Origin of the sequence: Paenibacillus sp. R14(2021) (assembly GCF_019431355.1) — a bacterium.
Taxonomy (GTDB): Bacteria; Bacillota; Bacilli; order Paenibacillales; family Paenibacillaceae; genus Paenibacillus_Z.
Genome location: NZ_CP080269.1, coordinates 2,252,645 through 2,273,308 on the forward strand (window position 1 = coordinate 2,252,645; position 20,664 = coordinate 2,273,308).

At 52.1% G+C, this 20,664-nt stretch carries 19 protein-coding genes; 7 read left to right on the forward strand and 12 right to left on the reverse strand.

Going from position 1 to position 20,664, the window contains the following annotated elements:
* Nucleotides 1-277: 277 nt before the first annotated feature.
* Nucleotides 278-772 (forward strand): GNAT family N-acetyltransferase, encoded by a 495-nt coding sequence (locus KXU80_RS10710; RefSeq protein ID WP_219838162.1) that lies wholly within the window; start codon nucleotides 278-280, stop codon nucleotides 770-772.
* Nucleotides 773-880: 108 nt separating this feature from the next.
* Complete coding sequence (locus KXU80_RS10715; RefSeq protein ID WP_219838163.1) at nucleotides 881-1,135, forward strand: hypothetical protein; 255 nt, start codon at nucleotides 881-883, stop codon at nucleotides 1,133-1,135.
* A 23-nt stretch (nucleotides 1,136-1,158) separates the two neighbouring features.
* Here KXU80_RS10715 and KXU80_RS10720 read toward each other — a convergent pair whose 3' ends face one another.
* The 5 genes from KXU80_RS10720 to KXU80_RS10740 form a co-directional block, all read right to left on the reverse strand.
* Nucleotides 1,159-2,136, reverse strand: a complete 978-nt coding sequence (locus tag KXU80_RS10720) for a CapA family protein (protein WP_219838164.1) — start codon at nucleotides 2,134-2,136, stop codon at nucleotides 1,159-1,161.
* Nucleotides 2,137-2,277: 141 nt separating this feature from the next.
* Nucleotides 2,278-3,390: an alanine dehydrogenase gene (ald, locus tag KXU80_RS10725; protein WP_219838165.1), complete on the reverse strand. Its 1,113-nt coding sequence runs from the start codon at nucleotides 3,388-3,390 to the stop codon at nucleotides 2,278-2,280.
* Nucleotides 3,391-3,506: 116 nt separating this feature from the next.
* A complete protein-coding gene (locus KXU80_RS10730; protein WP_219838166.1) occupies nucleotides 3,507-5,192 on the reverse strand; it encodes a PucR family transcriptional regulator in 1,686 nt (561 codons plus the stop codon).
* Between the two features lie 164 nt (nucleotides 5,193-5,356).
* Complete coding sequence (locus KXU80_RS10735) at nucleotides 5,357-5,761, reverse strand: GNAT family N-acetyltransferase (RefSeq protein ID WP_219838167.1); 405 nt, start codon at nucleotides 5,759-5,761, stop codon at nucleotides 5,357-5,359.
* Between the two features lie 388 nt (nucleotides 5,762-6,149).
* Nucleotides 6,150-8,273: a serine hydrolase domain-containing protein gene (locus KXU80_RS10740; protein WP_219838168.1), complete on the reverse strand. Its 2,124-nt coding sequence runs from the start codon at nucleotides 8,271-8,273 to the stop codon at nucleotides 6,150-6,152.
* Nucleotides 8,274-8,987: 714 nt separating this feature from the next.
* Between KXU80_RS10740 and KXU80_RS10745 the strand changes: the two genes are divergently transcribed.
* From KXU80_RS10745 to fabV, 5 genes are all read left to right on the forward strand, one after another.
* On the forward strand, nucleotides 8,988-9,890 hold the full coding sequence (locus tag KXU80_RS10745; protein ID WP_219838169.1) for an AraC family transcriptional regulator: 903 nt from the start codon (nucleotides 8,988-8,990) through the stop codon (nucleotides 9,888-9,890).
* A 91-nt stretch (nucleotides 9,891-9,981) separates the two neighbouring features.
* Nucleotides 9,982-10,977 carry a phytanoyl-CoA dioxygenase family protein gene (locus tag KXU80_RS10750; protein WP_219838170.1) on the forward strand — a complete coding sequence of 332 codons (996 nt, stop codon included), beginning with the start codon at nucleotides 9,982-9,984 and terminating at the stop codon, nucleotides 10,975-10,977.
* Nucleotides 10,978-11,395: 418 nt separating this feature from the next.
* The gene (locus KXU80_RS10755) at nucleotides 11,396-12,007 is read left to right on the forward strand and encodes an alpha/beta hydrolase (RefSeq protein WP_219838171.1); all 612 of its coding nucleotides are present in this window, start codon (nucleotides 11,396-11,398) and stop codon (nucleotides 12,005-12,007) included.
* 18 nt (nucleotides 12,008-12,025) lie between these two features.
* On the forward strand, nucleotides 12,026-12,637 hold the full coding sequence (locus tag KXU80_RS10760; protein WP_219838172.1) for a flavin reductase family protein: 612 nt from the start codon (nucleotides 12,026-12,028) through the stop codon (nucleotides 12,635-12,637).
* A gap of 149 nt (nucleotides 12,638-12,786) precedes the next feature.
* Nucleotides 12,787-13,977, forward strand: coding sequence for an enoyl-ACP reductase FabV (gene fabV, locus KXU80_RS10765; RefSeq protein ID WP_219838173.1), 1,191 nt, complete (start codon nucleotides 12,787-12,789; stop codon nucleotides 13,975-13,977).
* 158 nt (nucleotides 13,978-14,135) lie between these two features.
* On the opposite strand, the gene KXU80_RS10770 is transcribed toward fabV, so the two are convergent.
* The 7 genes from KXU80_RS10770 to KXU80_RS10800 all read right to left on the reverse strand — a co-directional run bounded on the left by KXU80_RS10770 (nucleotide 14,136) and on the right by KXU80_RS10800 (nucleotide 20,643).
* On the reverse strand, nucleotides 14,136-14,561 hold the full coding sequence (locus tag KXU80_RS10770; protein ID WP_219838174.1) for an NUDIX hydrolase: 426 nt from the start codon (nucleotides 14,559-14,561) through the stop codon (nucleotides 14,136-14,138).
* Between the two features lie 21 nt (nucleotides 14,562-14,582).
* Nucleotides 14,583-14,969: a VOC family protein gene (locus tag KXU80_RS10775; protein WP_219838175.1), complete on the reverse strand. Its 387-nt coding sequence runs from the start codon at nucleotides 14,967-14,969 to the stop codon at nucleotides 14,583-14,585.
* Nucleotides 14,970-15,179: 210 nt separating this feature from the next.
* Nucleotides 15,180-15,752, reverse strand: a complete 573-nt coding sequence (locus tag KXU80_RS10780; RefSeq protein ID WP_219838176.1) for a GNAT family N-acetyltransferase — start codon at nucleotides 15,750-15,752, stop codon at nucleotides 15,180-15,182.
* A gap of 79 nt (nucleotides 15,753-15,831) precedes the next feature.
* A complete protein-coding gene (locus tag KXU80_RS10785; protein ID WP_219838177.1) occupies nucleotides 15,832-17,697 on the reverse strand; it encodes a hypothetical protein in 1,866 nt (621 codons plus the stop codon).
* 412 nt (nucleotides 17,698-18,109) lie between these two features.
* Entirely contained in the window at nucleotides 18,110-18,412 is a 303-nt protein-coding gene (locus KXU80_RS10790) for a hypothetical protein (RefSeq protein ID WP_219838178.1), read from the reverse strand.
* 184 nt (nucleotides 18,413-18,596) lie between these two features.
* Nucleotides 18,597-19,778, reverse strand: a complete 1,182-nt coding sequence (locus KXU80_RS10795) for a carboxylate--amine ligase (RefSeq protein WP_219838179.1) — start codon at nucleotides 19,776-19,778, stop codon at nucleotides 18,597-18,599.
* 67 nt (nucleotides 19,779-19,845) lie between these two features.
* A complete protein-coding gene (locus KXU80_RS10800; protein WP_219838180.1) occupies nucleotides 19,846-20,643 on the reverse strand; it encodes a lipid II flippase family protein in 798 nt (265 codons plus the stop codon).
* Nucleotides 20,644-20,664 lie beyond the last annotated feature (21 nt).

The window sequence follows — 20,664 nt, forward strand, 5'->3', positions numbered from 1 at the left end:
TTCGCCAATACTTCATCGCGACCCACTCGTTTCGATATGTTGTTTGCAATCCTGCTCTAATTGTCACACGCCGCCTTCGACATTGTCAATGGTGTCATGCGGACCCGGACGCGCAGCTTCATAAGTCAACTAGGATTGGTTCCGATATTTTGTAAGCGAGGAATACGATAACACGACGGTGAATAAAAAATGAGGAAGCCGAACGACGTTTAGTTTCGTCAAGCATCAAATCGTTGCAATCAAGCTGTAAATCTACAAGCAAAGGGGATCGACATGGATGGACAAAATGAACGAAGTTAGCATACTCGCTTCAGTGACCGACGATGACAAGGAATGGTTGAGAGAACTATGGCTTAGAGAATGGGGAGGCGAAATCGTCATATCCAAAGGCCAAACGTACCACGTTCAGGATACAGCTGCCCTCATAGCCTGGTGTGAAGGTGTACGGGTTGGAGCGGTTGCTTATCATGTACGCGATGAAGAATGTGAATTGATCAGTTTGAATGCGACCGTAGAAGGCTTAGGGATCGGGAGTAAATTAATGACTGCTGTAGCGCAGACCGTTCAGCCATTGGGCGTGAATCGCATTTGGCTCATCACAACAAATGATAATATAAACGCATTAAGGTTTTATCAAAAGCAAGGCTATCGAATAACCGCCGTATACCCAAACACAGTGGATGAAGCCAGAAAGCTAAAGCCAACCATCCCGCATATTGGAAATCACGATATTCCCATTCATGATGAAATTGAACTTGAAATACGCCTATAGCACGTTCCATCAGCACCATAAAGACAAGTTGACATAACACCTATTGGTGTTATAATGAAAAACAAAACCAAAAGGTGTTATATTTATTCTCTTTAGGAGGCCAAACGAATGGACAAGCAAGGACAAGACATGTTTTTGAATTTTATATTACAACGGGTTCAAGAGGGCAACGAGGAAGAAGCTAGATTCATCCTTGAGGGAAACTTCAGAAAACAAGATGAAGGCACCTTCTCCACCGATGATATCGAACAGTTTATCCCGAAGTTGATCAGCATCTTAAAACCGGACAAAATCGAGGAAATTCAAGCCATTGTGACACAGTTCTCCGGGGAATTTCGGCAAATTAATCCCATGATCAACTAGACAGTCCCATAGAAGGCCTGCCGTTACTGCGGGACAATGCGGAATACAGGTCTGCCATTTCTCATGGTCTGCTTAACGATCGTACGACGGACATGGACTCCCGTAATATCGGTCTTCCCGCTGCGGTCCTTCCGAATGGTCAGCGTCAAGATCATGCCGCGGATCGTAAGCGCGTTTCCGTAGAGCCGGTCAGAGACGAAATTGCCAAGTGAATAGGCGGCGACGCGTGTGCGAACCTGGCCGTAATTGTCTTTCGTCCTGCTCTTCACGACGGGCTGAATCACATGGGGATGCGCGCCAATCACCGCATTGGCGCCATGCTCCAGCAGCAGCCGGACCAAGCTCCGCTGCCTGTCGTTCGGGATGCGCTTATATTCCTGTCCGAAATGCATACATACGATAATAGCATCCGTCCTCGCCTTCAATCGCTTCATATCCGCAATGATTTGATTAGGCTTGATTCCGTTCACGAGCCACGGCTCCGGTACCGGAAGCGAATTAGTCCCGTACGTGTAGGCGAGAATGCCCAGCTTGATTCCCTTGGCGCGAACGATAAGAAGCCGCCTCGATTCCTCGGGCGAACGTGCCGTGCCCGTGTGCCTAAGGCCATATCTGTCAAGAACGCCCAGCGTCCGCTTCAAGCCGGCGGTACCGCCGTCCATGCAGTGATTGTTCGCCGTCGTCAGAACGTCGAAGCCGATACGCTTCAGCGTCAGCGCCAGCTCATCCGGGCAATTGAACATCGGGTTACCGAAGCGGCTCACCCGTTCGTATTTGTAACGTTTCCCAGCGCCTTGCTCGAACCATCGCTTGCCTGATAAGGTTGTCTCCAGATTTCCTATCGTCACGTCCGGCCTCTTCAAATAAGGTGCAGCTTTCGCAAAAATCGGTCCGAACGCGTAGCCTTCATTCTTACCAGCTCGATTCGTCCGCCTCGCGGACTCGATAATTACACCCCTCATCAGCAAGTCTCCGACCGCTGCCAACGTAATGGTTGCCACATGCTGTTCCCCCTTCCGGCCTGTTCTATTACAGTATTCGCCGGCGGGCAAATCGTTCGGTGATTCAAGCGAATCCCCGTCCACTCGCGCGCGAAAAAAAGAACTTCCGCCATCGGCGGAAGTCCGAGAACCCAGGATGACCTAACGCAGGAGCGCGTAAACATCCGTATAAGCATAGCCATGCGCTTCGGCAACGGCTTGATACGTCACATGCCCGGCAATGACGTTGATTCCTTTGGCAATCGCCTGATTGTGCAGGGCTGCGCGCTCGCCTTTGTCCGCGATTTGCAAGCCGTAAGGCGTGGTTGCATTCGTGAGCGCCAGCGTAGACGTGCGCGCTACGGCTCCAGGCATGTTCGCGACCGCGTAATGAATGATGCCGTGCTTCACGTAGGTTGGATCATCATGCGTCGTGATACGGTCGATCGTCTCGATCGAACCGCCCTGATCGATCGCCACATCGACAATGACCCCGCCGGGACTCATCGATTTCACCATCTCTTCGGTCACGAGCCTCGGCGCACGGGCACCCGGAATGAGGACGGCGCCGATAACGAGATCGGCACGGCGCACGACCTCGGCAATGTTGTAGGGACTGGAAATAACCGTCTTCACGCGGCCTTGAAATAGATCGTCCAGCTGACGCAGCCGGTCGGGGTTCAGATCGACGATCGTCACCTCGCCGCCGAGTCCAACCGCCATCTTCGCCGCGTTGGCGCCGACGATACCGCCTCCGATAATCGCCACCTTGCCGGGCTCTACGCCCGGAACGCCGCCAAGCAGCACGCCCTTGCCGCCATGCGCCTTCTCAAGGAAATGCGCACCGATCTGCACGGACATCCGGCCGGCGACTTCGCTCATCGGCGTCAGCAGCGGAAGACTGCCGTTGCTCAGCTGGATCGTTTCGTACGCGATTGCGGTGACCCGCTTGCTTACTAATGCCTCGGTCAGCTCCGCCTCAGGCGCAAGATGCAAGTACGTATACAGAATCAGCCCTTCATGGAAATAACCGTATTCTGCGGGAAGCGGCTCTTTGACTTTGACGACCATCTCGGCGGCCCATGCTTCGGCCGCGGTCGCCACGATCGTTGCGCCAGCAGCCGTGTAATCCGCATCCGCGAACCCGATGCCGTGTCCTGCCATGGTCTCTACCCGAACGTCATGGCCCGCTTTCGTATACGCATGCACGGAGCCTGGCGTCATACCGACGCGAAACTCGTTATTTTTGATTTCCTTAGGTACCCCGATATGCATTGTCCTCAGCCTCTCCTCGATCCCCTTAACGGGATTCTTAGTCGTTGATGAGACAACTATAAGACGATTTCGGAGCAGTTCCATTAGACACTATGTCAGAAATCCTGACAAACTTTTTACATGTCAGTGTCGGGGTGAAGCAGCTGATAAGCGCGAATGGCAACCTGCAGCGCCAACCGTTTCTCGGGCAGCATGTAATCGGCGCCAACCAGCTCTTCGATTTTGTCCAGCCGGTAGTACAGCGACTGCCTAACGATGAACAGCTGCTCGGCCGCTGCCCGCTTCGACCCGTCGTTGTCGAGGTATACCTTCAGCGTATGCACCAGATCGCTGCCTTTCGCTTGGTCATGATCGAGAATAGGACCTAAATACGTGCGTACGAAGGTTGTTAATATTTGCTTGTCGGCAATATGAAATAACAGGTTAAACACGCCGATATCGTCGAAGAACAGCGGGCTCGTTCGCAAGATCGGCGACAGCGACAGCGCCTGCAGCGCCTCTTGGTAGCCGACATGCGCTTGCATGAAGCCGCGGCCCGCCTGGCCGATTCCGATTGTCAGCTTGATGTCCTCTCCCGTTTTGAGCAGCTGCAGCGCTTGAAAGGCCTGCTGCAGCCTTTCTTTGACCGGCCTCTTCGGCGCTTTATCGAAGGCGACGATGACGAGGCGGTTGTTCTTGAGCGTAATTAAGGGATGGAACGTCGACTGCTCGAAGACCGTGCGTACCGCGAGCGAGAGATGAATGCCCGCAGACTCCGCGCCGTCGTCCGACATCCCGGCGCTCTCGCTCTGCTCGAATGCGATGACGACGACATGATACGGCAGCTCGTTCAGCTGCTTATAGGCGTGACCGATGAGCAGCTTGACCTGCTCCTCGTCCCGCATCCGCATATGCAGCAGTTCATCCATCCAGAGCGTCTGCGAATACAATTTGCGCTCTTCGACATAGCGCTTGCGCAGCAAATCCTGCGCGATCGACAGGGAAGCCGAGTCCATGAGCAGGTATTCGTATTCCTGCGGCTTCCGGCTGAGCGACAGGACAAGATGCGCCCAGGTCTTGCCCATGGCGCCGATAGGCTGAATGATCACGGTGTTCCCGTTCCGTGCGGCGATGAAAGGGGCAGCCCCATCCCCCTCGCCAGGCTGGCCCGGCTGCAAGCTCAGCTGCTCCGCCAGAAAAGCAAGCCAGCTGCCGGCATCCTGCTCGGATACGGACGGAACGAACTTGATCTGCCCGTCCTGCGGCATATAGATAACTGCCGCTTGCGTGCTGCTATGCAGCAGATTCAATACCTGATGCACGCCTTGGGCGGTCAGCGTCATGCGATGGAACGCGCGGGAGGTCTTCTCCAATTCCTTCAACGCCAGATGATGCTGGTTAATCCGGTAAGCATGGATATCCTGCGTAATATCGATAAACCGAACGCTGTGCGGAAACACGATGACCGGCAGGTCCACGGCTTCCGCGGCATTCAGCCATTCAGGCGGGATCGTATTTAGATGATGACCCATCTCGATGCATAGACAAGCCACCTGATTATGAACCAGCTGGTTTAGGTACGTCATGAAGGCCGCCGTATCGTTCTTGAACGCGGCCCCCGTCGTGAGGATCATTTCCCCGCCCTGCAGCAGTTGGTCGAAATGAATGACCTCGATGATGTGCACCCAGCGCACAAGCCGGTGCAGTCCCGCTTTGCCTGCCGCAAGATAAGCGCCTCGAAAAACAGGCCTCTCCAGCACTTCTTGTACGGTCAATTGGTCGTCTCGGTTCAAGGGCGTCACGCTGCTTTCTGTCCGTTTCATTGCATGACTGCCCTATTATGAAAGGGAACATGCATCCTTCAAGTCTACCACCTCGCCGGACGGAGCGGCTATGGGGCTTTCATCGGTTACCGCGAGACCGCTATAAGCAGCTGCCGCGATATTCGCCTCTGCAAGTCTGCGTTTACCACCTGCTCTCTCCCCTATTAACGAGGCTTTCGCAGCATGAACCGCTCCGCATTACGCGTGAAGCCGTATTTCTCATATAATCCATGCGCATCCCGCGTCCCTAGCAACCCCAGCATGCCTTCATAGTGTTCCGTGATAATTTCGATCAGCTTCTTCCCGACGCCCGTTCCCCGGTACGCTTCATCAACGTAAACATCGCACAGGTAGTACACCGTTGCTCCGTCCGTGACGATACGGGCGAAGCCAACCTGCCGATCACCATCATAAATCCCGAAGCATTCCGAATTCGCGATGGACTTCAGGATCGTTTCAACAGGACGCTGATTCGCCCAGTAGCTCCTAGATAAGAAGCCGCAGATCGCGTCTATCTTCAGCAATGCTTTATCGTCGCTTATGAGAAAACCTTCGTAATTGTGTTCCATGAACCGCCTCCTATAACATACATTTATCCAAATAACGAAACAGCAGCAGACATGGACGAGAAATAAAGTCCTAGACTGCTACTCTTTTATTAAATGCTATCATTCCCCGTTGAACATAGGCAGTCAATTACTCTGGGGCGACCGCCTTCGTGAGGTTACCTATTCCGCCACGAAATGCGCCAGGCGGTGATATGATCGATAAACCGGGACAATGGTGTAAAGTCCCTAATTCCACATCCTCTACTAGTTCTCGCTTTCATTATTGTATAGGGAGGCCGTTCCTGCAAACCCTAATAAAGACACAGTTGCAAACCGTGACCTGGAGAATAAGGTCTTAGACTGCCACTGTACGTATCGCTAACTTTATCCGATAGCGTTAAGTGCGACGTTACTGCGCGGAAATCTCGAACTTCGTGCCGGTATCCCCGGCGAAAACAATAGATCCTCCAGGGGGCAGTTCCACTTGATTCTTGTCTCCGATGACACTGAAGTAGATGCATGTTCCCTTCTCATTATAGACGGCGAAGGAGGCGTCCGAGGACATGTTCACCTTAACGATCTTGCCCCCGTCTTTGTCGCTTATCGTATACCACTCGGCGAATCCGCTCGGCGGAATGGTGACGATTAACTTCTTAGCGACGTTGATGGGCTTCACGGCGTCCTCGCTCACTAAGATTCTTCCGCCTTTATCCAGGTACTCAACCCCGTCCTGTTTAAAGAACGTTAAACCTGAGAGATCCCGCCCGTTCATTCCGGGTATTTGCAATTCGGAGACGGCCGTATTCGGGCCTGTTATTCGCTTATCCAACACGTAACCCGGCAATTGTTTTGACACATTCAATAGGCTGGGCGGCAACACCAAATAAATAAGCGACGTATACTTTTCATTCAGCAGATAATACTTCTTGCCGTCGCGCTGCATCCATGCTTCTTTTGTCATTGTCGGAAGATCTTGCGGCTGGAGCTTTTCGGCGGAGTACTCTGACACAGCCGTCTGCCCAAGTCCCGGCAACGAAGTGTATTGACGAATCCATAAATAGCTCCGGCCGTTCTCCTCCGTCACGAAGCTGATCATCGCATTCCCATCCGCACTCCGGAACGTGCCGTCCGCCGAATACTGGTAGATCTGGACTGGAATTTCGGATTGCTCCGAAGTGATGGACATGACACCGCCTTCGGTAATAGCGATGTTTATCGTTGTGTCCGACGCACCATAAATACCAGCATACCTCAATACGGCCTCCGGCATATTGGACTTTACCGGTGCGCCGTACGACTTCTCAGGCTTGAATGCGGCTATTGTCCCCTTCTCCTTCATCACCTGAAGTAGAATTTCGTTTGCCAGAAGCTGGTCGTACGTGCTGCTTCCGCCCGAAGTGACGACAGCTGCCGCCATGTCCTGCTCGGGAAGCACAACAAGCGATGAGTGATAGAGCAGCGTGTCTCCGGTTTTGGTCAGCGCCTTCATTCCGTATTCGCCGAAGGGGTACAGATTGACGCTGTCCCAGCCGAGACCGTATTCGAATGAATTGTCCGCATCGTCCGGCCACAATGGCGTCTTGTACTCGTCTTGCGCCATGGCTGCAGCCGATTTGCCGGACAAGACTTTTTCCGCTTCCCCTGTGAAAATTTGCGAGAATTGAACCAAATCTTCCGCCGTGGAATAAATGCCGCCCGTTCCAATCAAGTTGAACGTCTGGTTGGGAAGTTGTCCTTGGTACGTAGGATAATAGAGTCCCGCCATCTTCGCTGCGTTCGGAGAATCAAGCGGCGTCACCGTATTAGCCATACCCAGAGGCTCCGTAATATAGCGATGGATATAAGCGGTAAAGTCCATGCCGCTGACTCTCTCAACCAGAATCTCGGCCAACGTAAATCCGTCATTACAATAAACCGAATAAGCGCCCGGGTCTGCTTTCAGGGTCTGTCCGTTCAGTTGTTTCAGCAGTGTATCGTGGGCGTAAGTATCATTATCTTCAAATAAAACGGCGTCTGTCCCCGACGATCCGTTCAAACCGGAAGAATGATTCAGCAGCATACGCGGCGTAATCTGCTTGTAGCGTTCATCCTTCATCGTAAACTCGGGGATATACTGGACGACTGGCGTATCGAGATCGATTTTCCCTTGGTCGACCAGCTGCATGACGGCAACGGTAGTAAACATTTTACTCGTCGAGCCGATCCCGTACATCGTGTCTTTCGTTAGCGGCTTCTGTCCCTGCTCATCATTCTTGCCGGATTGACCGGATACGACGATGCGGCCATGATCGATCATGGCGTACTGCACACTGTTCGCGCCGTAAGTTTTCGTGAGGAGATCGGCCTTCTCTGATGCATCTTTTCGGGTTACTTCGTAGGTGATTGGAGCGTCGTTCGAAGACGAGTCTATTGCCGCCGTTGGCGCGGTTATCGGAACAGCGGCTGGCTCTGCCGGTGCTTTGTTGTCGTCGCAGGAGGCTAGCAGCAGACACAAAGATAGCACAGCACCCATTATCCACCGACTTTTCATCATTTGAACTTCCCTTCCGATGAATGCTTTATTTATATTAGGTTTACAAATGTGAGACCTATATGTAATACGTCTCTCCTTTTTCCAGAAATTCAATTACCTGCTTAAGCAACGTGATCATCTCTTTTAACTTCTCATCACTTTCGATATATTTGGGATAAGCAATAAGGTCTTCTCTACTGCCTTGTTATCCTAACTAGCGTGTATATTCTTCGTATCTTCTTTAGAACTTTAGAACGCTATAATTCCAAAAAACATGTTCAACTACTTCTTCAATGCGGTTACGACTGCATTCATCCACTAGTATCATGTCACTGCCCCAAACATACTTTCCTTGCAAACATTCTCCAGTTCGTTGATTCTTTTCTGCGTGAGTCTGGACATTCTTGTATGTAAAAAATGAAGCAAATGGAATACTTCATACTCATCATCTAAGCTCTCCTTTACACGATACCTAGCCAACGCCATTATCGTAGCATATATTTACATAATGTGTTTTCGTATCGCGAGAAACAAGAGCAACTCTATGCTGTTCTTGATCTTCTCGGTCAGCATTTGAATGATTTTGAACAGCTCGGCAGAGATTAACCGTCGCCATCTAGCGATTCACCACGTTGATGATGCTGATAGAACTGCTATAATTAGGAAAAGGCGCATGACGCCAACGATCGGCGCCTGCAGTGCTCGTAATCGAACGGGGAAAGGAAGATCGCCAAGATGAATGCGTACCTGAACGAATCACCGTACGTGCACAGCGTCGGCGATGTGATCGTCAATCCGGGCTCGATGCTGGATACGCGGAGCATCGACGATTTCGAGCTTGTCTATTTTCCCGAGGCCACGGGCACCGTCTATGAGGTGGAAGGGACGGCACATGAGCTCAGTTCGCCTTGCTTCGTCTTTACGCGCCCCGGCGTCAGCCACCGTTATTTGTTCGACCGGGAGCATACGACCCGTCATCTATTCGTTCATTTCAACTTCGAGGCGCTCCGCCGCCCCGATGAACGCTACGCTTCGCTGACGCAGTCCGCGATTCATGTCATACCGGCCCGCCACAGCAGTCTCGTTGCAGGCATTATGCAGCAGCTTGTCGTTGTCGCGGGCTATCAATCGCATCATTGGAAACAGCGGCTGTCCGACCTAACGGCCGCGGCGCTTGGCGAGCTCGCTGCCTATGCGGACCATACGCCGGAATTTGCGGTGAGCGGCTATCCGATTCAAGTGGTGCGCGCCATCACGTATATGGAAGAGCATCTGACGGAGTCCATTACGATCGAGCAGGTCGCCCAGCAAACGGGCTGGACGCATGAGCATTTCACGCGAATCTTTGTCGCCGCCGTCGGCATGTCGCCCAAGCGGATGCTCGTCGAACGCAGGCTCCGGCTCGCGGAAGAACTGATGATGCGCGGCCAAGGCACCGTCAAGCAAATTGCGTACCGCTGCGGCTTCGGAGACGAGCATCATTTCTCCAAAATGTACAAACGCGTCCGCGGCATGACGGCGACCGAATATATGGAGCGCTGCAAGGAACCTATTTTCCGTTACACGTCGATCGGCACCGACCCGGGGCGCACGTTCGTCAACCGGCATGTTTTCGTCAATCCGGAAATCAAAAAGTAACATCGTTTATCGCTTTCCATCCATTGTAAACGCTGCCTGAAATACGTCAAAATAGAAGCATAACTACTTCTACTATGGAGGCAGAATTCATATGGCAACGTACTATACGCCTAAGTCCCGCGCGAGAGAAGACCGTTATTTGGTCAGCGTCGAGGATTATGTTCACTACCAGCGAAACGGATTTCTAGTCGTTAGAGGCTTATTGTCAAAAGAAGACATCGCCGAGCTCTACACGCTCGCGGAAGAAACACGTCTCGGACGTGCAAAACCCGAACAATCCTATAAACCAACCAGCACGGATCCGCTGAAAGAAGAATTTAACGCCGCAACGCGTATCCACATGCTCTCCCGTTTGAATGCGGCTGCCGAACGCGGCTTGCTGCATCCCCGCGTGCTTGACGTCACCGAGGCGCTTATCGGTCCGGATGTCTATGCCGTTCAGTCCATGATGTTCCTGAATCCGCCCGGCCGCGGTGGACAAGGCTGGCACCAGGATTCCTGCTACATCAAGACGCATCCCGATACGCTGATCGGCGCCTGGATCGCGCTCGAGGAAGTCGACGAAGACAACGGCTGCCTGTGGGTCGTTCCCGGCTCCAATCATGAGCCGGTCTATCCGCCCGCAGGAATCGGCGGCGGCAACGTGCATGCGCTGGACGCTTTCTCGAATTTGAACGGCGTGCAGAACGTCAGCCATCTCGACGACGAGGTCAACACGCTCTCGCGCATCGTGGCCAAATATCCTGCTCCGATCTCGGTACCGATGCAGCCGGGCGATGTCCTATTCTTCCATTCCCATCTATTCCATCGCTCGTACCCGAACAAAACAACCGATCGCTTCAGGCGCTCCTACGTCTGCCATTACTGCAATGCCCGTTCGTGGGTACCGTGGGATCATGACGGCTATGAAGGCGACTCCGGCAACTACCGCCAAATTCTGGCCCGAGGCCGTACGCACTTGCCCTATGCGGCACCAGCCTTCGGAACGGAAGTTTACTTGTATGACGGCGCCGAGACAGATGGAAGCGTCAGTATGATGGGCATGGACAACGGCATGATGATGCCGGTCGTTACGAAGAAATCCTAAGGCTCGAAACGAAGAGAAGCAGCTATTGCCTGGGCGGAAGCTCGAGAATAGCTGCTTTTGCCGTAGAAACGGATAATTTCTATCGTCCCATTGACATCACGTTGATCTGCACGTATTATTATCTTTAATTAAAGATATTTTAGATCACATTGGTTTGTTGTCGGTACGCAGGTTCTGCTCTAATATCTTGAATTAAAGATGATTAAACAAAAGAAACTCATACGGGAACCTGCCAGTCAGCTTATTCGCTGCTTCCTGCATCCCCAACCTGCATTCTTCGTGACGAGCTAATCTTGGCAAGGAACGATAATTGATGCAAGCCTGGGCTATACTCTATCTAGAGGAAAATGTTCGCAGGCCATCGTCTTCGGCGGACGCAGCGGTTCCCGTCATCCAACCATCATTAGGAGGCGTAATTATGAAACATATTTTCCAAGAAGGCAACGATCCGAGCGCACCGGTATTACTCCTGCTCCACGGTACGGGCGGTACGGAGCACGACCTGCTGTCGCTAGCCGAAATCATCTCTCCTTCTTCGTCTGTGCTTAGCGTTAGAGGCAATGTGCTCGAGAACGGCATGCCCCGCTTCTTCCGCAGACTCGCTGAAGGCATCTTCGACGAAGCGGATTTGAAGTTCCGGACGACGGAGCTGAACGATTTCCTTGACGAAGCTGCCGTTAAATACGGCTTCGATCGGCAAAATGTCGTTGCAGTCGGCTATTCCAACGGTGCCAATATCGCAGGAAGCCTGCTGTTCCACTACGCGGATGCCCTGCAAGGCGCGATTCTGCATCACCCTATGGTTCCGCTGCGCGGACTCGCGCTGCCGGACTTGACGGGCAAGCCGATCTTCATCGGGGCAGGCACGAACGATCCGATCTGCTCAGCCGCTGAAACAGACGAGCTGCAGTCACTGCTCGAAGGAGCCGGAGCCTCCGTGACCGTGCACTGGGAGAGCTTCGGACACAAGCTGTCCGCATCCGAGGTTCATCAAGCGGCAGCTTGGTTCAAGGCAGCTTTCCAATCCTAAGCGAAGATGGTGAGGCAGATGATTTCGATCGACCCTTTAACGCAGCAGGAGCGCGACAATTACAAGTTCATGATCGGCAGCATAATTCCGCGCCCGATTGCTTGGGTAACGACACAGACTGCATCCGGCATCGTCAACGCGGCGCCGTTCAGCTACTTCAACATCGTAACCTCCAATCCGCCGATGATCTCCGTATCGGTTCAGCGCAGGAACGGCGCGATGAAAGATACGGCACGGAACGCTGAGGCATCCGGTGAGCTCGTCGTGCACATCCCGAACGAACACAACGTCCGGCAGATGAATCAGACAGCCGCCTCGCTCGGACCGGAAGCAAGCGAAGTCGAATACACAGGTTTGACGCTCGTGCCAAGCAGCAAAGTAGGCGTTCCCGGATTAGCCGAAGCCAGCATCCGCATGGAATGCGTTGTTGAACAGATCCTTCCGCTGGGCGGAACCGGCGATGGCCCCGGCTGCGATCTGATTATCGGCAGAGTCGTCCAGTTCCATATCGCCGACGAGCTCTATGATGCTGCCGGCCATGTGGATGCGGAGAAGCTTCGCCCTGTCAGCCGGCTTGCCGGCACCAGCTACGCCAAGCTCGGCGATATCTTCGCTTTAGAACGGCCTTAGCCGTCGTACATGATACGCTTCAGCCCGCGGAAACGCGGGCTTTTTACATGGCCCAGGTTGCGGTTTGGCCGCATTCAGGGTACTATCTTAACATTAAGCAAAGGGCAAGCTGCCTTGATTATCGCAGGAGAGGAAATGAATGAACGATCATGATCATTAAACCTAGAACACGCGGATTTATTTGTACGACTGCACATCCGACAGGCTGTGCCGCGCAGGTACAAGAGCAAATTAATTACGTCAAGGAGCATCCGTCCATCCAAGGCCCGCGCAATGTGCTCGTAATCGGCGCTTCCGCAGGCTACGGCCTGGCATCCCGCATCGTGGCTGCATTCGGCGCAGGCGCCAATACGGTTGGTATCTACCGCCATAGCGAGAGCAAGGCCGGACGTACCTCTTCGGCAGGCTGGTATAACTCCGCAGCCTTCGAGCAAGCCGCGCAGCAGGCAGGATTGAAGTCGTACAGCGTGACAGGCGATGCCTTCTCCGCGGAAACGAAGGCAAAAGCAATCGAGCTGATCCGCAAAGAGCTTGGACAAGTGGATTTGGTCGTCTATAGCGTCGCTTCGGCGCGCAGAACCGATCCCGTTACCGGCGAAACATCGAATTCCGTGCTTAAGCCGCTCGGCGGCACGTACACGAACAAGACCGTCAATTTCCACAGCGGCGAAGTAACGAGCATCTCGATTGAACCCGCTACGGAACAGGAAACGAAAGAAACCGTTGCTGTTATGGGCGGCGACGACTGGCAGCAGTGGATTGACGCGCTCCGCGAGGGCGGCGTGCTTGCAGACGGCGCGACGACGATTTCGTATTCCTACATCGGCTCGCAAATTACGCAGGCGATTTATCGCGAAGGTACGATCGGTCAAGCCAAGGACCATCTGGAAGCGACCGCGAAATCACTTAACGAGCAGCTCTCCTCGAACGGCGGACGTGCTTTCGTCACAGTCAGCAAAGCGCTCGTTACGCAGTCCAGCTCCGCGATCCCTGTCGTACCGCTCTATATTTCCGCGCTCTATAAGGTCATGAAGGAGAAAGGCATTCATGAAGGCTGCATCGAGCAGACCTATCGCCTCTTCTCGGAGCGGCTGTACGCGGGCGGCGAAGTGCCTGTTGATGCCGAAGGACGCATTCGAATCGACGACTGGGAGCTTCGCGAGGACGTACAGGCTGAAGTGGCGAGCCTCTGGGAGGCCGTGACGACCGAGAATATCGAGCAGCTGACTGACCTTGCCGGTTACCGCAAGGAGTTCTTCCAGCTGTTCGGTTTCGAGACGGACGGCGTGGACTATGAAGCGGATGTCGAGCCTCAAGTCGACGTTCCGAACGTCATCTAATCTAAGTCAAGGTACAACACAAAAACCGGATCCCTCTCATCGAGGGGCTTCGGCCTTCCTTAGTTTTGCATGAGCGGCTTGCGAGCCTGTTGTCCGTCAAATAATGACCAAAAAAAGATGATCCCCTCAGAGCCATTCGCTCTTTGGGGATCATTTTTTTATGCTTCCTGCCGTTCGAACAAGAACGGCAGGCTCATCTTCACTTGTTCAATCATATGCCCAATATTGCCCTCGCCTGCATATAAGGTCATGTCGAAGAAATTTCGGTCCAAGTCCGACCAGTATAATTCATTCTCATCCCCTGAGACGGCTGCGTCGCCGTTCAGCTTGCCGGCATAAACTTCTACATAGCAATCCTGCAGATAGTATTTGAAATCCATGAGGTGATGGAGCGTAATTGCGCCTCTCGTAATGCTCGTTTCTTCGTAGAGTTCTCTGTACGCGGCTTCCATGCCGGACTCGCCGCTCTCGATTTTGCCGCCTACCAGATTGCTTAATCCGAGATAGGGTTCCTTGAGCCGCTTGCACATGAGCAGCCGATCCATCTCGTTGTTGTAGACTAGAAGCACGTTGTAACCTTGCATGTAGGGTCTCCTCTTTCTAGACTAGGAAATACCGCCGTTCAGCTCGATCAAATTCCCGGCAGGATCGCGCACATACGCGACGCGGTGGCCCCATTCCGGCGTGTCATGCGGTTCTTTCACCAAAGTAACCGCCCTGCCCTTCAATTCCTCATACGCGGCATCCACGTCGTTCACGCTGAAAATAATCGCGGCCCGGTCCTCGGCGCTGAATGCAACCGGCCTGCGCAGCGTTTCCTCTCCCGCGTTCACGAGCAGCGGCTCGAGCGCAAGACTGACATCGCCCGTTTGAAACTCGGCATACGGCGTCTCTTCATTGCCATAACGAACCTCAAGTCTCATGCAATCGCGGTAAAACAAGAAACAGGCTGTTACGTCCGGCACCAATAAGCGTACATGCGAAATTCGCAAGTGATTCCCTCCCATGACCAATGGAATGAATATCAGACTATTCATTGATTCGTCCTCTGAACTTCGATTCCCTGCCGCGAAAAGCAAACAAAAATAATCACTTCATCCAAATCCTAATCACTGTTCGGTCGCCGGTAGGCTTTATAGAATTCGGCTTCACCGATTGGGCCCAAACCGCTCGAACAAAACTGCCGATCGTGCCGTCGACCTTCAATTGAGCTTCGAGAGGTGTTCCACGTATTCATCCTTGGTTAACCCGAACAGGACGGAATCCATGTAGCGGCCATTCATATAATACACCTGACGTCGAACCCCCTCTTGCCTGCACCCGACTTTACGCAGCATGGCAGCAGAGGCTTCGTTTCCCTCTAGTACATGATCGTTGAATTTATGAAGCCGGCGCTCGAAGAAAGCGTAGCGTAAGAGGATATGTACAGCCCTCGTACCGTAGCCCATGCCTCGGTGATCCCGGTCGATTTGAATACCGATGCTGAACGTGCCGTTTCGTTCATCTATACTATTTAGGTTAATGCCGCCGACATTATCGCCCTGCAGGTTGTCGATGGTAAACATAAGCCGGTTCGACGAGAAGTCTGTGAAGGTTTCGGCGAATGACTTGGCTTCCGCTATTGTTGGCGGCAATTCAACCAGGCAATCCACCAAGCGCCGTGCTGCCGTATCAAACCGGTTCAAATAATGGCCTTCCCAATCTTCTGGCTGTATCGCTCGCAATCGAATCGCATCATCCTGCCAGAAATAGTCGCTATAGTTGATATCGCGCATATGTGCCTCCTTGTTAAACCTGAATAGAACTTAACCAACCGCACTTCAAGACCCTAGCACAGGAGAATGTCCTCCTACACTACGCCGTCACTTCAATGGATAACAGCTTGCCGTCTGCCTTCACTTCCTTATACGTAACGGATATGCTGCCGTGAAAGAATGGGACATCGAACCGGTACACCCCGTACTGCTCATCGCTTCGATCCAATAGCTCCGTGCTTTCATAGCCTCTCTGAATGCCGGCTTTCGACAACAGCTCCAACGTCTGCTGTAAGCTTGCTCCCTTATATCTGCCGTGCAAGTTGTCCGTCCACTTCTGTTCGTCCCAGTCAGGCGCTTTCACACTTATGCCTGCCTGCCGCATCGTCTGCAGCAGATTGGCAACCATGCGTCCATCTCCTTCCTGCATGGCGCAGGCAAGCGCGAAGTACGCTCGGTTCATTGTCGATACGAAATTCAGTTGGTTCTTGGCAGCAAGCAATTCGAACAGCTTCTCTGAGCGCTTACCCGCGGTAAACCAGTACGCGTGAAAATCCATCGGATTCATCTGGCTTGTTGCCGGTATGAAATACTGCCCGTTCCCCGAGACGCGGAATACCTGCGAACTATCAAAACGCGCCGGGTATTGCAAGACGAAGACTTGGCTGCCGTCTCCGCTTACCATCATTTGAACGGACAAGGGCTCACGCGGCCGTTCGCTCCCCGGCAGAATCGAAGTGGTCCCGCCGCCCATGCTGGAGAAATAGCTGCTGCCATCCTGAGCCGTCTCTCGTACGAGTCTATACATCATTCGGCTCTTGTGTCCAATCGGCTTTACTTCCGTTTGAACAGAATTGTTGTACACGGTACGAATATCTTGGTCCAACTGCCACGTAATCTCCGCGATCCCACGCAGCTCGTCAGGCCTCTCTCCGCCGGACAAGTCTGGCAGCTTGATGGCTATACGGTATTCTCCCGACTGCCATTCGTAAGCCGTGTACCTCTGCTCTGACGCGTAGAACACGTCGGAGAAATCCGTATGGTACGAGATCCCGTCCAGCCGCGTTTCATGTCCAATATCAATCAAGCCTAAGTGTCTGCCGGTTGCCGAATATACACCAGCCCATGCGATGACCGGGACGAGCAGCACAACGATCACATGGATGGCTCTTCGGTCACGGATCTCGCTGAAGGTCAGGTCAGGAACCTGCTCGCCATCCAAGGCCAGCTTCTCGTTCAAACGCCTCATCACCGCGCCAATCAGGAAGGTTCCCACGCAAGCGTGAGCAAGCAGCGGCATCCCGTAGCTCCACGGTGCCGCCAGCGACCGGAAAGAACTGATCACCAGCGTGCAAAGCATGGCAAACAATGCAAGCGGCAGCAGCGAGCCGAAATAGCGTTTGAACAATCGAGGCGCCTTGGCTAGTGCCTCCGTAAACGTACTATTTTGCAGGACGATTAAGTACGGCGTAAGCGAATAAAACAATAACGCAATCATCAGGATCAGCCCCATCGGGAGAAAAGCTGCTGTGAATAAAACAGTCAGCCAGCCAAACAGGCTTTGAAAAATAGACCAGACCAGCATAGTGCTGAAATACCTGCGTCCGCATGCCAGCAGCGATACTCGCTTGCGATCCACAATCCATCCACGAAGACCGCCCAGATACATACCTCGAATAAAGCTTTGCAGACCCATTACAGCCGCAGATACCAAGAAAGCTGCAATCCCCCAAGCCTGTGCGCCAGCCTGAAGATAGGTGTACGGGATTTTCAAATCCATAAGCGACGGCATATATAAGGGAATGGTGGCGTGAATTCCACTCGTTTGAACAGCTGCTCCGGCTGGCGTTACGGAGGAAGACATAAACGGAAAGACGGAAAATCCATAATAAATGCCAAAACCAACGATAACCGTGATCAGCACCTCAAACGCCATCACCAGAACAATCAAGCGTGTATAAGCCATCTTTACCTCCTCACATGATGCTGGGGATCTTTCCCAATAATTGACGCAATTGGTGCGTAATTGTTGCGCTTACGGGTGCAATACATGTAAAAAGACAGCCTTCTGGCTGCCTCCATATCTACAAGGAAGAGGAGCTATACCTCTCCTTCAAGCATTGCTTTGCAATATAGAAAATTTGACCCATATGCTCCGAGTAATGCGCGGCGCACTGATTCGGCCTCACGATTCCTAGAAACGGCTTGCTTCAATATTCCATTCAGGCATATTCCCTTCGATATGCTTAACGAGCGTCGAAATACGATGACTGACATCATCAGGCCTCCAATTCACTTGTGAAATCGTAATTCATGGTCAGCACCTCCTTATCGCTTATTTTTCTTGAAAATATTCAAATGTCATTTAGGACAATTCTTTATTGATGATGCGCGGCACTTTTTTTCCGCCTGCTGAGCGAGATTCCGCCGAATCCGCTAATGACCGCAATGTAGAAGCCTAAGTCGTACCACCATCCGGAGTTATGTATCTCATACACACGAATCGTATGCTTGAATAAACCGATCACAAGGGATACCGGCGCAATCCAGCCATGCCAAATTCCCCAGAAGAAGCCGGCCAGATGCTGATCAGTATTGACGCCGTCGCCAGGCACACAGCCCGTTAATGCAAGCCCAACAGCAATCATCAGAAGCACGAGACAAACATACCTTGCATGCATACTCCGTCACTCTCCCTTGATATTGAATATCCGAAGTTGTCCAAAGCTGCGCTGGTATTCTATCCTATAGCTTCTTTTCGTTCCGTATTCACCATTTCCTTCCACGCCAAAGAGCAGGCTGCCAATATTTTAGGTTGCCTGCTGCAAGGTACGCTTATTTCTTCTATCCATAGAACACTCTTCTTCAGCTGATGAGTCTGCGTTTCAGCTTACGGATAAGCATTAGCAGGAAATGAAATGCCGGCGCCGGATCATCCATACTCCAAATCGCAGGCGCCTGTCGAACGAAATAAGAACGCAGCACCTGCCTCCGGCTAAGCTGTTTTGTGCGGACATAATCTCTCGCAGACAAGAGGTCCTCGTACAAGTAATTGAAGACGATCCCCGTATCCTGCTGAACGGCCTTCGCTCCGATCTCGCTGCCCGTAAGCTCCATGTAGGCGAGGAGCGGAAAATTAATGCCGCATTTGTTCAACAGCACGTTGAGCGTCGTCGTTCTGACATTGATTTCGATCAAATAAAACTGCCCGTTCGACGCGTCCTTCTTAAATTCGACTTCTCCGAACCCAAGGTAACCGATCGCTTCCAGAAATGGAGCACCGATCTCGAATAGTTCTGGCACATGCTTTTGGCGCGTAAACGTTGACGCTCCGAAGTTAATGGGAAACTGACGCAGCTTTTGGCAGGTCATCCAGTGGGTTACCTTTCCCGATTGATTTACATACGCATCAAAGGTGTACATGTGATCGTCGAAGCCCGGTACGATTCGCTGAACGACTACTTCTAATCCGGCGCTCTTGGCTTTCTTAATCGCCTCGTCTAGCTCCTCGAACGTATGGCATTTGAACATTTTCACTCGGAAAGCCTTAACGAACATCGCCGAATCCGCCGGCTTGACGATGCATGGAAATCCGATTTCATTCAAAACGTTCGTCTCGAAGCCCGGTTCTCCAGGATATGCTGTCTCGGGCACCCGAACGCCGTGCTGGACCGCAAGCCTGTGAAGATTGCCTTTGTCCATCACGCTGCTCCAGAACCCCTGCTCCGTCATGTTAATGAGATAGTACGCCCGCAGGACATCGAGATGCCGATCGATAAATTCTACGTAAGGGTCCGCACAAGGGAATAAAACAGGCTTGGTCAGCTGGCGCCTGCCGTAATCGATGAGATAGCGAAGCGCTGCTTCTTCTTCGTTCCGGTAATGCGGCATGATATGTCGCTCCGTCAAATATTTGGATTTTGCGGCGTAGGTATTGACTTGCTCATAGTCCATCGCCACAGTATGGATACCCTTCATTCCCAAACAACGAATGACACTGAGTCCAATATAGTAGTTGGTTCCCAGAATAACCGCTTTGTTCTTCATTGCCACATTACCTCCGGCTTTCACAACATTAACCCTTCGTACAAACGCTCACCAATAGCCAAGCTGATTATAAATAGGGAACGATTACTTTAATCCAATACGCGGCTGGCAGAAGAATCAATTGTGCCGCTAAGGTTCCACAAAACCTGGATGCCATTAATGCGCCAAAAACACTGTTAATTGCCGTTTGTTTTGCTTCTCTTCTAAGCACCTTTTCCGTCATTACTGCCACACGCGGATCAATTAATAACGTAAGCAGAATTGTAGCCAATCCATTAATTAAACCAGATGCTTGTGAAGCCCCTGTACTGTACGCCCCTGGCAGGCTTGATGCATATAAAGCAGCCAAGACACCTGCCGTATAGATGGCCGTTACACAGCAGTTCATAAGCATCATTATTATTGGCATACCGTTAACTCGAAGCCTTCTAACCATTTCCCATTTCGGGCGTCGAAAATAATGAAAGACTTTAAAGCACCTATTGCAACCAACCAATTTCTTAAACATTCTTGGAATTGAACCCGTCTGTTCCAAATGAGCAACCATTCGGCTGGAGATTGCAACAACAGTTGGGAAAGCTGCTATAGCTATCAGCGTTCCTGCCGATGCACCGAGCAGAATAATTCGGAAACTCGCTAGTAGATTCAGCCCATCATGTTCTTTAGCGAAATCTACGATTTTCCCGGTCATTGTTCCTTGTGCAATATTCGACGTTCTTGAAATAAGTACAATCATGCCTGTTAATGAGAGGGATATCGCCAATTTCCCTGTTCGAATGCCAGCCATTCTCACCGCGTAAGATAATGTGTCTGCTGCGTGAATAAGCAGTGTAAGTAATGAAAGTAGAACAATTCGTTCAACCATTGCATGTCCTCCTGATTACAG